Source organism: Iodidimonas sp. SYSU 1G8 (assembly GCF_039655775.1).
Lineage (GTDB): Bacteria > Pseudomonadota > Alphaproteobacteria > SMXS01 > SMXS01 > RI-34.
The window spans coordinates 401,442-416,284 of record NZ_JBBYXJ010000001.1 but is presented as its reverse complement, the minus strand read 5'-3'; the positions used below and the strand labels follow the sequence as shown (position 1 = coordinate 416,284).

At 59.9% G+C, this 14,843-nt stretch carries 12 protein-coding genes; 5 read left to right on the top strand and 7 right to left on the bottom strand.

Translation table 11 applies throughout. The features are described from left to right. Positions 1-96: 96 nt before the first annotated feature. Positions 97-2,244, top strand: coding sequence for an ATP-binding protein (locus tag WJU17_RS01980; protein ID WP_346327371.1), 2,148 nt, complete (start codon positions 97-99; stop codon positions 2,242-2,244). Continuing rightward, positions 2,241-3,578: a hypothetical protein gene (locus WJU17_RS01975; protein ID WP_346325670.1), complete on the top strand. Its 1,338-nt coding sequence runs from the start codon at positions 2,241-2,243 to the stop codon at positions 3,576-3,578. The genes WJU17_RS01980 and WJU17_RS01975 overlap by 4 nt, the downstream gene beginning before the upstream one ends. Before the next feature lie 49 nt (positions 3,579-3,627). Here the strand turns inward: WJU17_RS01975 and WJU17_RS01970 are convergent, their stop codons facing one another. Together WJU17_RS01970 and vsr are read right to left on the bottom strand one after the other, a co-directional pair. After that, positions 3,628-4,602 (bottom strand): DNA cytosine methyltransferase, encoded by a 975-nt coding sequence (locus WJU17_RS01970; RefSeq protein ID WP_346325669.1) that lies wholly within the window; start codon positions 4,600-4,602, stop codon positions 3,628-3,630. Positions 4,603-4,684: 82 nt separating this feature from the next. Next, on the bottom strand, positions 4,685-5,098 hold the full coding sequence (vsr, locus tag WJU17_RS01965) for a DNA mismatch endonuclease Vsr (protein WP_346325668.1): 414 nt from the start codon (positions 5,096-5,098) through the stop codon (positions 4,685-4,687). A 198-nt stretch (positions 5,099-5,296) separates the two neighbouring features. Between vsr and WJU17_RS01960 the strand changes: the two genes are divergently transcribed. The 3 genes from WJU17_RS01960 to WJU17_RS01950 are packed head-to-tail and all read left to right on the top strand — an operon-like array spanning position 5,297 to position 8,901. Continuing rightward, positions 5,297-6,736, top strand: coding sequence for a 3-oxoacyl-[acyl-carrier-protein] synthase III C-terminal domain-containing protein (locus WJU17_RS01960; RefSeq protein ID WP_346325667.1), 1,440 nt, complete (start codon positions 5,297-5,299; stop codon positions 6,734-6,736). A gap of 57 nt (positions 6,737-6,793) precedes the next feature. Continuing rightward, positions 6,794-7,993: an acetyl-CoA acetyltransferase gene (locus WJU17_RS01955; RefSeq protein ID WP_346325666.1), complete on the top strand. Its 1,200-nt coding sequence runs from the start codon at positions 6,794-6,796 to the stop codon at positions 7,991-7,993. Between the two features lie 11 nt (positions 7,994-8,004). Continuing rightward, complete coding sequence (locus WJU17_RS01950; RefSeq protein WP_346325665.1) at positions 8,005-8,901, top strand: SDR family oxidoreductase; 897 nt, start codon at positions 8,005-8,007, stop codon at positions 8,899-8,901. 62 nt (positions 8,902-8,963) lie between these two features. Here the strand turns inward: WJU17_RS01950 and WJU17_RS01945 are convergent, their stop codons facing one another. From WJU17_RS01945 to WJU17_RS01925, 5 genes are all read right to left on the bottom strand, one after another. Continuing rightward, positions 8,964-9,683, bottom strand: coding sequence for a transferrin-binding protein-like solute binding protein (locus tag WJU17_RS01945; RefSeq protein ID WP_346325664.1), 720 nt, complete (start codon positions 9,681-9,683; stop codon positions 8,964-8,966). Between the two features lie 338 nt (positions 9,684-10,021). Then, positions 10,022-11,383 (bottom strand): surface lipoprotein assembly modifier, encoded by a 1,362-nt coding sequence (locus tag WJU17_RS01940; protein WP_346325663.1) that lies wholly within the window; start codon positions 11,381-11,383, stop codon positions 10,022-10,024. Positions 11,384-11,417: 34 nt separating this feature from the next. Next, positions 11,418-13,538 carry a hypothetical protein gene (locus tag WJU17_RS01935; protein WP_346325662.1) on the bottom strand — a complete coding sequence of 707 codons (2,121 nt, stop codon included), beginning with the start codon at positions 13,536-13,538 and terminating at the stop codon, positions 11,418-11,420. An 8-nt stretch (positions 13,539-13,546) separates the two neighbouring features. Then, on the bottom strand, positions 13,547-14,278 hold the full coding sequence (locus tag WJU17_RS01930; RefSeq protein ID WP_346325661.1) for a transferrin-binding protein-like solute binding protein: 732 nt from the start codon (positions 14,276-14,278) through the stop codon (positions 13,547-13,549). A 58-nt stretch (positions 14,279-14,336) separates the two neighbouring features. Next, positions 14,337-14,597 (bottom strand): hypothetical protein, encoded by a 261-nt coding sequence (locus WJU17_RS01925; RefSeq protein WP_346325660.1) that lies wholly within the window; start codon positions 14,595-14,597, stop codon positions 14,337-14,339. Positions 14,598-14,843 lie beyond the last annotated feature (246 nt).

Genomic DNA, 14,843 nt, shown 5'->3' with positions numbered 1-14,843 from the left:
GCGACGCTGATAAGTTTAGGCCATTGACTTTGGTAACCACGCCGTCAATCTCATGATGCCGCATTCACAGTCTAATAGTAGCGACGGCGCAGGCGAATTAGGAGGAAACCTATTTCCAAGATAAAGGTACGGAAGGCATTTCGACCTCGAGCGCGGCTCCTTGCCCTCCTCGGTGAACAGCTGATCGACAATGCCCGCCTTGCTGTCTTTGAGATGGTCAAGAATGCCTATGATGCCGATGCAAATACCGTAATCGTAACTCTGACCGCACCCGAACAACAATCCGGCTCAATTTCGGTCGTCGACGACGGTTCAGGCATGACTCTCGAAACGCTGACTGAAGTTTGGCTGGAACCTGGTGCAGACGTTCGCGAAATACAGCGTATTGGCGGTATGCGAACTCCTAAGTTCAAGCGACTTCCACTTGGCGAAAAAGGCGTCGGTAGATTTGCAGCACACAAACTGGGTAATCGAATTCGGTTGTGGACCCGGGCAAAGGGTGGTCCAGAACTTCATGTAGACGTTAACTGGGCCGAACAGATCGGCCGCCGCTACATGGACGAGACTGAAATCTCGATCAGCGAGACTGATTCGGTGTATTTCAAGAAGGGTAAGACCGGGACCCGCATTGAGATTACAGACCTTAAATCAGCATGGACTAGAGGAGACGTCCGACGTCTTTGGCGGAATGTTACATCGATATCCGCCCCATTTGCGACAGCCGACGATTTCGATGTTTCGCTGGTGGTACCAGGCAATGAATCTTGGCTAAACGAATTGCTCGACGTCGGCGATATACTGAACATTGCTCTATGGGAATACGATTTTTGTTTCGACGCCGACGGTTTCCGCTGGAAGTATTCGTTTAAACCTCCGCCTGGAATGGGACTGGAAGGTCGCCAACAAAGAGGCGCACATGAGACGTTGCTTTTTCCCAAGCGGCTGGCCCAAGAGTTTTTTGAGGAAAAGCCTGTTCCCAACATCGTTCCCACCGCATTCACCGAGGGTATAGGACCGGTGAAAGGTAGCTTCTATGTTTTCGATCAGGATCGTGAGGTTGCAGCATTTATCCCTGAGCAGTCTCAGATTGCAACCTTCCTGGAAGGAAATGGCGGCGTCCGCGTCTATCGTGACGACATCAGGGTCTACAGTTATGGCGAGCCGGGAGACGACTGGCTCGGACTGGACCTTCGGCGAGTTAATCAACCGACCCGTGCAATCAGCAATAACAACATTGTGGGCCTGATCAGTCTAGACATGAATCTAAGCGCGGAATTGCGGGAGAAAACAAGCCGAGATGGGTTCGACGACAACTTGGCGTATCAGAGACTGAGAGCGATTGTGATATCCGGCCTCACCCACCTTGAAGGTCAGCGCACCATCGATAAGGGACGAATGAGGAGGGTCCTGTCCAAAAATGGGCAGGAGTCGCGCATCAGCCCAAATTCGGCTATCGCCGAACTGCGCAAGGAAGTCGAGAAGCGGTCACTCGGGCCAGAAATTTTGAAACTTGTCGACAAAGTTGGCACACGCGTACAGGAAATGCAGGATACGCTCCTACGCCCCGGCGCAACGCAGATGCATGTCGCTACTCTTTTTCACGAGGTCGAGCATGGGGTACGAGCACTAAACGCTGCGATCCGTCGAGGTGAACCGATGGAAAAGCTACAGCAGCGCTCAGGCTCATTGATTGAGTTGCTAGACAGCTTCGCTAACTTTTTTCGTAAAACTCCCGAGACGCGCGTCCCTGCGTCGGAACTGGTCCGCACGGTATGTCAACTCAACGCGGATCGCTTTGATCGACATAAAATCATCCTGTCGACACCCGTCATCTCCAAGGAGACAAAAGACTTTGAAATCCTTGTTCCTCGAAACATAGTGATGGGTGCGATCTCAAACATTTTAGACAATTCAATCTATTGGTTGGATCAGAGATGGTCTACAGACGCGAGGAAAAGTCGTCGCGCTATTATCATCACGACCAGCAATTATTTCGATGAAGGTCCCGCTTTGATCGTCGCTGACAACGGCCCCGGTTATCGGCTCGCGCCAGACGACATACTGCAGCCTTTCATCACCTTGAAGCCTGATGGGATGGGGATCGGTATGTACTATGCGCGGCTTGTAATGGAAGCCTGCGGGGGCTTCGTTGCGTTTCCGGAAGCCGAAGATGTAGGCCTTCCACGAGCCTATGACGGAGCGGTCACGGCTCTAGTCTTTTCCAAAGGGGAGTGGATTCGGTGATCATCGCGCCTCGGATTATTGCTGTTGACGACAATATCGAACATCTGCGGGCTCTCGAACAAGCGTTTGATGGCCTCGGTGGGCTTTGTGAATGCATTGAATTCGAAAGGGCCAATAACCGAACTGTTCCTTTCGCGACCGGCGTCCGCATACTCTTCATGGATATTAACCTCTTGCCTGGCGCGGCTGCGAACCTGGGACCTCGTACCTTTTCTCCGATTGTCACTATCGTCCGGAAGCTCATCAGCCCCAACAATGGTCCGTACGCCTTGGTGACATGGACAGCAAATGGCGCCGCCCACGAAGCGCTGACCAACTATCTGGAAGAGCATCTTGCAGAGGATTTAAGACCTTGTGCAACGTACTGTCTTTCGAAGGACGGACATCTCGACGACCCGCCAAGACTGATGGAGAAACTTCGTGATCTTCATGGCGACATCCCAGGGCTAGCAATGCTCCTTGACTGGGAACGCGCCGTCACAAACGCTGCAGATCGCAGTGTTCTCCAGATCGCGAAGTTATCTGGCCGCTATGGCCGGCAGCGGGGAGACGCGGTCGCACAAGCCGTCCAAGCGATCAGTCGAGCTTCAGCCGGCGCGGCTGAAGCTGATCGCAATCCTTTTCGCGCTTTTACTCGGGGCATGTCCGCCGTCCTCACCGATCAGATGGATAGTAGCGCACCTGTCCCGAATACCGAAACTGCATGGAAGGCCGCGCTCCAAGCTTCCCCTCCACCTGCCCCGGATGACCAGCAACGGGCTGCGCTCAACACGTTCTTCCACATAGAAAATTCTCCCGATAATGCGGGAAGCGCGCTCGGCGCGATCTTCGATGCACCGTTCGCTCTGGTGAAGAACTACCTTGGTCCTGCTATGAAGACCAAGCAGGCAGCCCTGCTGAGCAAGGAGTTTGTACCTCTAAAGCAAAACCGCCTAGAGACCAACCAAGCTAAACAGGCCTTTTCAAAGGCATGCAAGTTCCGGTTCATACAACTAGGTGCTCCGTGTGATCACTCCAACGGTAAGCTACGAGTTCTAGATGGCCTTCTCGCCGTCGCGATATCCGAGTCAGCATTTGACGATACGGACCTCAAGAATGGTGGTCAATTCAGAGACACCCCGGCTAAATCGGAGTGGCTATTTCAAACACCACCTCTGTTAGCGGCCTCGCGTAGATACGTACTCTTAGTTAATTTGCGCTTCCGCATCGGCCTACCACTTTCGCAGACATTAAAGCTGAAGCGTGTTGGCCGTCTTCGCGAAGCGCTTGCTTCGGAAATTGCGACCCACTCCGCAAACTTCTCTACGCGGCCGGGAATTATCGAATTTCGATAGGTTGTAAATCGAATGAATTAGTAACGCCGTCCATCGCCCACATTGATCTTCAACTGGCGCTACTGGCCTGTCCCTGCCCATCGATCAGTGTTCGGATTACCGTTTCCATTACTGGAGGGCATACACCGTTTCCAAGAAGGCGGATGCGATCCCGGCGGGTACCGTTCTGAAAAAGATAGCTTGGCGCAAAGCCCATTGCGCGCCGAAGCTCCGACACTTGTAACATTCGCATTCGGGGCCCTTCGTCAGTCGGGGTTACCAATGCAAACCGATCTACAGTCGTTACTGTGCGCAGAGGCCGCGCGAGCGGCTGCCATCCTCCGCTACCGTCGGTACCGTAATAGACGATTAAATAGGGCGTGTTCTCTCCGAGAGCGGCGACAGCGCGGTCGGCTCTTGCAAGAGTATCAGTAGCTCTTCCCGGCTTTCTCAGTGGAGTTGTCGGCCAGCATCCATCGGGGTCGAGGATGGAAGCGGCACTGCGCTTTCGGCCTCGGCGCCGATGGCTCACCATTTTTGGCTCCTGCGCAAGATCGCCAACGATGAACAGTCGTCGTCTACTCTGCGCTACACCATAGTCCTTAGAGTTGAGAATCTGTTCCCCAATATTGTACCCGAGTAGCTCAAGCTCTCGCTTGAGCTCCCCGTATCGCGACCAAGGTCGCATATGCACGACGTTCTCAAGCACTAACCAGCGAGGGCGAAAGGTGCGAGCATACTCGACGACTGTCATAGCTGTGGCCCTGCTCGCTTCACTGCGCGGTGCAGACCCTTTTGCACAGGTGTGGTTAGTACATTCGGGAGAAGCCAGAAGCAGATCAATTTGACCTATGTGCTGCTTCAATCCTGATAAACTGATCTCCTCGAGACGCGAAGTGACGACATGCGCACCTTCAAAATTGTCTTGGTAGGTCCGAGTGGCGACGGCGTCCATGTCGATGGCCGCCCGCATCTCTATACCAGCTGCCCGGGCCCCAGCGCTGCTGCCGCCGGCACCACAAAATATGTCGAGTCCTTTAATCACATATACGCCCGATTCATGCCCTCATACCACGCTGCCAGGTCGCGACAGAAAAGGCTAGCCCCATCAACGCTAGCCAGAAATATTACATAGTGACGCCGACTATCGACCGCAGCCTGTCGGTCAAACGCGACCGATCCTTAGTTTCGCACTCCCAAATGACCTCTACCTGCCAACCCAGATCGCGTAGCGCCTGCTCACACCTTGCATCTCGTGCGACATTCGCCGCAAATTTGGAGTTCCAGAACTCCATCCTGGTTTGCGGCGTCGTACAATTAGGGCAGTTGGTGTGACGGTGCCAGAAGCAGCCATGCACAAATATAGCGATCCTTCGCCCCGGCATAACCAGATCAGGTTTACCGGGAAGATCTTTACGATTGAGACGGAAGCGCAGACCTAGCGCATAAGCCGCCTGACGAACAGCGATTTCCGGTACCGTAGCCTTGTTCTTGATCCGACGCATGTTCTCGCTACGCCGGTCGGAGCTAACCCTGTCCATCGTAAAAAACCCTCTTACGCGATGTTAATCTCTCCTCCGTTGATGATTTGAGTATACCAACCACTCAACGATACTAGGGCCATTCATACAACGGCCAATTTCTTCCATTACAGCACAACCGCTCTACCGCTTGCCCCCCGCGCCCTCCCCCGCTAAGACTACCGCCACCTTCCGGCTCCCTCACAAGGAACGCACAGCATGACCTCTGTCGGCATCACCGCCTATGGCGCGTATCTGCCCAAGCGCCGCCTGAACCGCGCGGCCATCGCCGCCGCCAATGCCTGGATGAACCCGGCCCTGAAGGGCATGGGCAAGGGCAGCAAGGCCATGTGCAACTGGGACGAGGACACCGTCACCATGGCGGTCGAGGCGGGGCGCGACTGCCTGACCGGCTTTGACCGGGCGCGCGTTGACGGCGTGGCGCTGGCGTCGACCACCCTGCCCTTCGCCGACCGGCACAATGCGGGCATCGTGCTGGCGGCGCTGACCCTGGACGAGAACAGCGAATCCATCGACGTTACCGCCACCCAGCGCGCCGGCACCACGGCGCTGATCCAGGCGCTGCGCGCGGGCGCGGCCACGCTGGTGCTGGCCGCCGACCACCGGGTGGCCAAGCCGGGCAGCGCGCAGGAGATGCAGTTGGGCGACGGCGCGGCCGCGCTGCTGCTGGGCACCGAGGGCATCATCGCCCGCTTCCTGGGCTCGCACTCGCTGGCGCGCGACCTGGTCGATCATTACCGGTCGGCCAACGCGGAATACGACTACAATCTGGAAGAGCGCTGGATCCGCGACATGGGGTACGATTTGATCGTGCCCGAGGCGGCGAAGAAGGCGCTGGAGAAGGCGGGCGTGAGCGCCGCCGAGATCGATCATTTCATCATGCCGTCCAGCCAGAAGGGCCTCGATGCCCGGCAGGCCAAGCGCATCGGCGTGAAGGCCGAGGCGGTGCGCGGCAATCTGAACGCCGAGATCGGCGAGACCGGCGTGGCCCATGCGCTGCTGATGCTGGTGCACGCGCTGGAGCAGGCCGAGCCGGGCCAGAAGATCATGGTGATCGGCTTTGGCCAGGGCGCCGACGTGCTGATCTTCGAGACCACCGACTCGCTGAAGACGCTGCCCAAGCGCAGCGGCGTGACCGGCCAGCTGGCGCGCGGCACGGAAGACACCAACTACACCCGCTTCCTGTCGTTCAACGGCCAGATCAATTATGAATGGGGCATCCGCGCCGAGCGCGACAACCGCACGGCGCAGAGCGCGTTCTATCGCAAGCGCGACAGCATCACCTCGTTCCTGGGCGGCAAGTGCACCCAGTGCGGCACGGTGCAGTTCCCCAAGAGCAATGTGTGCGTGAACCCGAACTGCCAGGCCATCGGCACCCAGGAGGATCACGCCTTCGCCGATCTGGAAGCGTCGGTGAAGACGTTCACCGAGGACAATCTGGCCTATTCGCCGAACCCGCCCCTGCAATATGGTAATATCGGTTTCAACGAGGGCGGGAACATCTATATGGACCTGACGGATTTCGACCAGGGCAGCATCTCGGTCGGCAGCAAGGTCAAGATGGTGTTCCGCATCAAGGACTTCGACAACAACCGTGGCTTCCGCCGCTATTTCTGGAAAGCCGCACCGGCGGCATGATCCGAGCGCCGATCACTCTGGCAGACTCGCAGCGAGACAAACGAAAGGACACGAGAGATGGCTGGCATTCGTGACAAGGTAGCGATCATCGGCATGGGCTGTTCGAAGTTCGGCGAGCGCTGGGACGCGAGCCCGGACGATCTGATGCTGGAGGCCTATACCGAGGCGCTGGCCGATTCCGGCATTTCCAAGGAAGACATCCAGATGGCGTGGCTGGGCGTGTTCTTCGACGAGCAGAACGTGGGCAAGTCGGCCATTCCGCTGTCGCAGGCGCTGCGGCTGCCGAACATTCCGGTGACGCGGGTGGAAAACCTCTGCGCGACGGGCACCGAGGCGCTGCGCGGCGCGGTCTATGCCGTCGCCGCCGGCGCGTGCGACGTGGCCATGGCGCTGGGCGTCGAGAAGCTGAAGGACACCGGTTACGGCGGCCTGCCCGAGCGCACCAAGGGCACGTTCGAGGATCTGTGGCAGCCCAATTCCACCGCGCCGGGCTCGTTCGCCCAGCTGGCCAGCGCCTATGCGTCCAAGCACGGCGTCGAGATGGCCGATCTGAAGCGCGCCATGGCGCATGTGTCGTGGAAGAGCCACCAGAACGGCGCCAAGAACCCGAAGGCGCATTTGCAGTCGGCCGTGGACATGGACAAGATCCTGAACGCGCCGATGGTATCGTTCCCGCTCGGCCTGTTCGACTGCTGCGGCGTGTCGGACGGCGCGGCCTGCGCCATCGTGACGACGCCGGAGAAGGCGCGCGAGATGGGCTTCGACAATCCCGTGGTGGTGAAGGCGCTGCAGCTCGCCGCGTCCAACGGCGTCGAGATGGGCCACAATTCGTGGGACGGCTCGTACACCATGACCACGCGCATGGCCGCGCAGCGCGCCTATGCCGAAGCCGGCATCAAGGACCCGCTGAAGGAAATCTCGCTGACCGAGGTGCATGACTGCTTCTCGATCACCGAGCTGGTGGTGATGGAGGACCTTGGCCTGTCGAAGGAAGGCGAGGCGTACAAGGACATCCTGAACGGCAAGTTCGACGCGGATGGCGAGATTCCGTGCCAGATCGACGGCGGCCTGAAGTGCTTCGGCCACCCGATCGGCGCCTCGGGCCTGCGCATGGCGTACGAGGTCTACAACCAGATCAACGGCCGGGCGGGCGCGCGGCAGCTGAAGGATCCGGTCATGGGTCTGACGCACAATCTGGGCGGCATTCCCAACCGCAACATCTGCAGCGTGTCCATCCTGGGACGCCTGAACCAGTAAGGACGGGGCCGGTGGACAAGGAGCTGACCCTCGAGGAGAAGATCGCCCTGAAGCAGTGGGGCCTGGACGACGACGCGCTCGCCGTCCATCCCACGGTGTATCGGAGCGATCTGCTCGACGGACAGGTGTTCCTGATCTCCGGCGGCGGCACGGGCATGGGTAGGACGCTCGCCTATCTGGCGGCGCGGCTCGGGGCGCAGGTGATGATCTGCGGCCGCCGCCAGGAAATGCTGGACGAAACGGCCGAGGGCATCGAGCGGCGCCTCGGCAAGACCATCGTCACGCACGCCATGAGCATCCGCGACGAGGACCAGGTGAGCGCCCTGATGGACGCCGCCTGGGAACGCTTCGGCAAGGTGGACTGCCTGGTGAACAATGCCGGCGGCCAGTTCGTGCAGAACGCCATCGACTTCACCAAGAAGGGCTGGCGCTCGGTCATCGATCTCAACCTGAACGGCACCTGGTACATGATGCAGGAAGCCGCCATCCGCTGGCGCGACACCGGCCAGCGCGGCGGCAACATCATCAACAACGTGGCGACGGTGGCGCGCGGCATGCCGCAATCGGGCCACACCTGCGCGGCGCGCGCCGGCATCATCGCCATGTCGAAGACCGTGTCCACCGAATGGGCGCCGTTCGGCATCCGCGTCAACTGCGTCGCGCCCGGCTCGGTGGAGACGACGGGCTTCAACGTCTATTCCGACGAGGCGCTGGTCACCTTCGCCAACTGCAACCCGATGAAGCGCATGGGCACCGCCTGGGACGTGGCCGAGGCCATGATCTACCTGGCCGGCCCCAGCGGCAACTTCATCACCGGCGAAGTGCTGACGGTCGACGGCGGCATGTCCCAGATGGGCTGGATGTGGCCCGCGGGACGGCCGGACTACTTCAAGGATATCGTGGGTTGAACGATCGAGCCGGCGTTCCCCGCCGATCCCGCGGGATCGGCAGGGTGTCCGCGCCACAGTTACTAACGTTTTCCGGTGAAGGTCCCGGTCGCATGCTCGATCGTGCTTTCCGCCGACCAGCTTCCGCCGGTTTCAGCCGCGCCTGGCCCGAAGAAGCCGCCTGAGACGGGCCCCGTCAGTTTACCATCCCCGCTTTGGACAGTGCCTTCAAAACCGCTTCCGGCAATGGTCCCCGTAACGCTCAAGGCGTTCCAGGGTGTCTCCTCCTGGGTCAGGGGGGCCTGTTTCGTCAGGACAAGCTCGCCATTCACCACGCCGGACGCGAAGTCCGCCGTCAGGCTCGACGTTCCCCGCAGTCCGAACTGCTGGCCTGAAGACACCAGATAGCCGCCGGCTAACCCCGCGTAGGTCGCGGAACCGGTAATGGGCATGCTGTCATCCGAGGTGGGTATGCCGAAGACCAGATATCCCCTTTCCGAGCCCAGGGAGGGCGAAACGCTCCAGTTTCCGGTTGTCACATAGCTGAGACCTGTTCCCTCGTCGCCAGCCTTCGCAAGCACCAAGGTGGCTGAACCGTTTCTGTAATAGATGATCCGGGTTTCGGGTGTCTCCTGGATGTCGTCCGGTGTAAACGTCGCATCGACCTGGGCCAGCCCCGTGGTGATGTTCAGCCGAAAGCTGTCGTTGTCGGCATCGTAGATAATGGTGTTTCCGGCGGCGAAGCTCTCCTGCGACACCTCGGGGAAGTCGACGTTCGTCCCCACACTGCTGATGAAGGTCATCTGGCCGGTCGCCGCCTGAAACGTCTGAGACACGACGAGGCCTGTCAGTGACGCATTCGTCGGTGTCGGTGTCGGTGTCGGTGTCGGTGTCGGTGTCGGTGTCGGTGTCGGCGTAGGCGTAGGAGTCGGCGTAGGCGTAGGCGTGGGCGTGGGCGTCGGCGTGGGCGTCGGAGTTGGTGTCGGAGCCGGCGTAGGCGTGGGAGCCGGTGTCGGCGTGGGCGTCGGCACCGGGGTGGGCGTCGGTGTCACGCTGGTGCCGCCGCCGCAGGCGGGCAGCGCCAGCAGGGACGCGAAAATCATTCCATTCACAACGGTCTTGAGCATGCTGGTCCTCGATATCAGAATTTCCGCGACACGCCGATTTCCACCCGGTGGCGGTCATAGTCGTAGAAGTCGATGCTGGAGTGGTTCTTGACGAAGGTGTAGCGGAGCTCCGGCGAGAAGCCCCACAGATTGATGTCGCGCTTGATCAGCGACAGGCCGACGCGCAATTCCGTGTCGTTGCGCCGCCGGTTGAAGGCGGGCTGGATGCCCTTGTAGGGGTTGAAGGTGATCTCGGGCTGCAGGTAGGCGATGATGCCCCAGCCCAGTTCCCGGTAGAGTCCCAGCCCGTAGCGCCATTCCGTGTTGCGCAGCGCCAGTGCGTCGGCGCGCTCGTAGTTCACCGCGAAGATGCCGCGCAGATAGGAGCGGCTGCTGAGCCCGTAGGTGACCGTGGCCGTGAAGGAATAGAGCGGCCCGTCGAGCTGGTCGTTGAGCAGATAGTCGACCTGCTGGTAGCCGATGGTGGCCGAGGCGCGCCAGCGGCGGGCGATGTCCTGTTCCCAGGTGACCTGGCCGCCCAGGGCGCGGTTGTAGGCGTCGCCGCCATACCAGCGGTAATAGCCGGTTGCCTGCGCCGAAATCGTGGTGCGCGACCAGCGGAAGGACGGGCCGATGCCGGCCGAGACCAGCGTGTCGTCGAACGCGCCGCCCTTGTACTCGGAATGGCGGACATAGACATTGCTCTCCAGCTTGGTCCGCTGGCTGAGATCGGGCGAGTATTCCGCGCCGCCGGAGACGACCACGCCGACGCCGGAGCGCTGGCGCGCGTTCTCGTCCAGGATGAACGGCAGGCCGAACAGGTCGACGCGCTCGTCTTCGGGCGCGACGTTGATGTTGGTGTCGGGCGCGACCGAGAAGCCGACGGTCCAGCGGAAATCCTTGCGCGCCCGAATGGCGTCGAGGAACATCTTGATGTTGTCGGCCACCGGTCCGGGCGGCTGGTCGGACAGCGCCAGATGGAAATGATGCTCGGCCGCCTCGTCCTCCTCGTTGAGGAACAGGGCGCGCGCCAGCTCGAGCCGCACGCGGGTGATGCCCGGCTTGTCGGTGAGGATGTCGCGGTAGATCTTCACCGCGTCGCCATAGCGCTTCTCGGCGGCGGCGATGGTGCCGAGCAGGAACCGCACCTCCACCGGATCGGGCGCCTGCGGCGCGATGCGCTCCAGCAGACGGCGCGCCGGATCGGTCTGCCCGGCCAGGATCAGGCGCTTGGCGACCTCGATCACCTCGGGCGGCGTCATCACCTCGGGCAGCTTCTCGAGCGGCACGGAGACGCCCGCAGCCGGCGGCGCCGCCTCCTCCGCCGCGGCGGACGCGCACAGGGCAAGGACAAGGGCCGCCGGCGCGGCGGCCCGCTTGAGCCAGCCAGCCCTCATGCGCGCACGCGCGCCCGTGCGGCCGCGCGCGGCCTCACTGCCGCTTCGCCGTGAAGCCGCCAAGCGCCCGGCCGAGCGCGCTGGACATGGACCACAGGCCGGCCGCATGGCCGGGCATGCCGCCTTCGTCGCCGAAGAAGCCGCCCTTCGCCTCGCCGTTCCAGACGCCGTCCTCGCTGCCCGCCGTGCCGGCGAATTCGCTGGTGCCATCGGCGATGGACATGCGGGCGCGGAAATCGACCCAGGCCGAGGTGACGCCCCGGGAGTCGATCTTCTCCATGCCGGTGAAGTCGGCATTGACCAGGCCGCTGGCGAAGTCGGCGGTGAGCAGCACGTCGCCCTCGACCACGAACGCCTCGGGCGACGCCGTCTCGGTCAGCTCGCCCCGGGTCGTGCCCTCGAAAGTGCCGGAGCCGGTCTTCGGCATGGCGCCGGCAGGGGTGCGCGGACCAAGCGTATTCAGGCTACCCACATGAGCCGCCGCCGCACTCTCCCAGTCGCCCATGCTGTCGTAACGCAACGACATGGCCTCCTGCCCTTCGTCGTCTCCTAGACCGCTGATGCTGCCAGGATCGACCGGGAGCGTTTCGTTAGTGGCGTGAATACCCCCGAAAATCGGAAGGGTGCTGCTGCCGCCTTCGACGACAATGCCTCCACCCGGCGGGAAAGGCGTCGCGGCGGCCAACGCGGCAGCAAGGACATCCCTCGATGTGTTCATGGCGCCAAGTGGCACGGTAACGTCGGTGACGGTAACGTTGACGGCGTTGCCGGTCTGCTCGACATTGACAGTCCAGAAGCCGTGCTGCTGTTGTCCCGTAGTCGCCAGCGTACCGTTGACGCTGGACGCCGTAAGAACCGTATAGCTCTTGCCTACGACACCAGCAAAATCATCGCCCTGCAGACCTGTCCGCAAATTACCATTGAGGTTCGCTGCCGCGCCCACAGCCAGCGTGTCGGCAGAGTTACTTCCCAGCTTCACGAACAAGCTGCCTGTTTCACTTTGAGTATATGTGCCTGAAACGGAGAGGATGCCTATCGAATTACCCATTGCAACCAGCCCGTCATTCGTCAAGTTGCCGTTGAGCGTTGCTGCACCGCTTAGGGCACCAATATCGTTTACGATCATGTCGCCGGTCAGCGTGCCATCCAGGAGAAGAGTACCCGAAACCGTCGATCTATCGATCACGGACGCTTCAGTGAGGTTCATGATGAGGTTGCTATCCGGAGAGACCAGAAGAACCTCTATATTAGTAATGCGCCCCTCAAAGGCTACTGACTGAGAACTCGTGATCGCGTCCCCGTCTGCGCCACCGTCGATATGCCCCTTCGTGACCGATGGTTGAGCGAGTGTGATATCGTCGTTTCCGGCGCCGAGGAAAATATCACCCTCGATCAATCCAACATTCGTCACCGAGTCCGATGTGTCACTGCCCAGGATATTACCCACAATGACGCCGCTATTGGATATGCTGACCTGACGTCCAAACTGCTCCAAACCTTCAGATACTCGAACAGCGCTATCTATGGCATTGATACGTCCCGAATTATTAAGGCTGCTGCCTGCTGCCAGCACGACACCATCACCCTCGGAGTCTATTACGCCGCTGTTTCGTATGCTGGTGCCGACTCCCGTCACGAGGATGCCTTCCCCCCCCTCGCCAACAGTAATGGCTCCGGCATTGGTAACAGAATTGAGTTCCCCAGCAATGATACCAACTTGGGATGCATTAATCTCGCCAACGTTTTCGACCGAGTTATTAATCCCGACAGAAATGCCCACGGAAGCATTTATTTCACCGATGTTAGTGATGCCAGAATAGCCCGTGTCGAAATCGAGATACATCTGGTTGCTGTTGCCCCCGGCAATGCCCGTGCCGGACAAAGCCGTGATCGTGCCTTTGTTCAGCAGGCCATTGTCGTCCAGCAAATCGATCGCATTATTGGCGCCATTCGATACGCTCGCGCCGTCCAAGACGTCGATGCGAATGCCATCGCTCGTCGCATGAAAACCGTCTGTGTCGGAAGTGGAGCAAGTAACCGTCCCGCCGGAGGCTGCCGGATCGGGCGTGCAAGCCGCATTCGCTGAAATCGTGGTGAGAGCCGCAGTCAATGCGACTAAGGAAAAGCCAACAGCCTTAGTGATGATCAATTTCATTTTCGGCCTCACTTCTTGCCTACGAATGCGCCAGTTGCGTTCTCGCCTGGCCCGCTGAGAGTCCAGACGGCGCCAATCTCCTCCGCGACCGGCCCGAAGAAGCCGCCTCGCGTGGTTCCCGTCAGTTTGCCGTCCTTCGTAGCCGCCGAACCGGTGAAGCTGCTTCCGCTAATGTCCGCGGTGGTAGTGAAATCGCGCCAAGGAACAACGGTAGCTGTCTGAACTGCCAATGCCCCCATTCTGTTGAAATCGCCATTCACTGTGCCGGCGGTGAAATTCGCTGTTAAAGTGCCAAAGCCGCTTACCGTGTAGACGTTGCCCTTGGCATCGACCATGGTTCCGGCCGTCTGTCCCGCGTAACTCGCCGTCCCGCTGCCAGGCATCGCGGACACCGGCGTCCGCACACCGAACACCACGTAGCCTGTGGCGAGATCGTTGTTATCGCCGGTTGTGTCGATCCAGTTCCCGAAGGTCACATAGTTTAGGTTCAGGATCGCCTCTTGAGCGTTGAGCATCACATACATTCGATCCCCGCCGGCGCCTTCATAAACGGTCAAGCTTGCGTCGCTTCGCGGATCGATATCCGTGGGCAGGAAGGTTTCGTCTAAGCTGGTCAAGGCATTCGCAATACGAAGCCTGAAACTGTCCGTTTCGACGTCGTAGGTAACTGAATTATTTTCGTTGAAGCCTTCGATGTTTCTAACCGGTGAAAACGCTCTCCCCTGGGCTGTAATGCCCATGTTCAATTCAACCGAAAGGACCGAGAATTTCTGATCTATTGTCAGGTTAGATAAGGAGTCATTTGTCGGCGTGGGCGTAGGCGTCGGAGTGGGCGTCGGTGTTGGTGTCGGAGTGGGGGTTGGCGTCGGTACGGGCGTAGGCGTCGGTACAGGCGTAGGCGTAGGCGTAGGCATCGGTACAGGCGTAGGCGTCGGTGTCGGCGAGACGCCTGATCCGCCGCCGCAGGCTGGCAGAGCCAACAAGGACGCAAAAATGACGCCGTTCACTACGTGCTTCAGCATGAATTTCCCCCAAATGGATTTTGGCCGAAGCCGACATATCCGACAGCGATATAAAATTCTTGGAGACTGTTTCCTTTAGCGTCAACCGCCATTATGGCGAGGGACAGCGCCGAATGCGGAACCGGACAGCGAGAGCCCGGATTCCCGGCAGTCTCGCAGGATTATTTTTCACGCGAGATAGCAAGCTGCTTCACGGCACGGTACTTAGGTAGGACAGCCCCAGTCGTTGCGTTGCAGCAATCACGAATCGTGAGCCCCGGTGGTTCTAGCGCGGAGACGACGA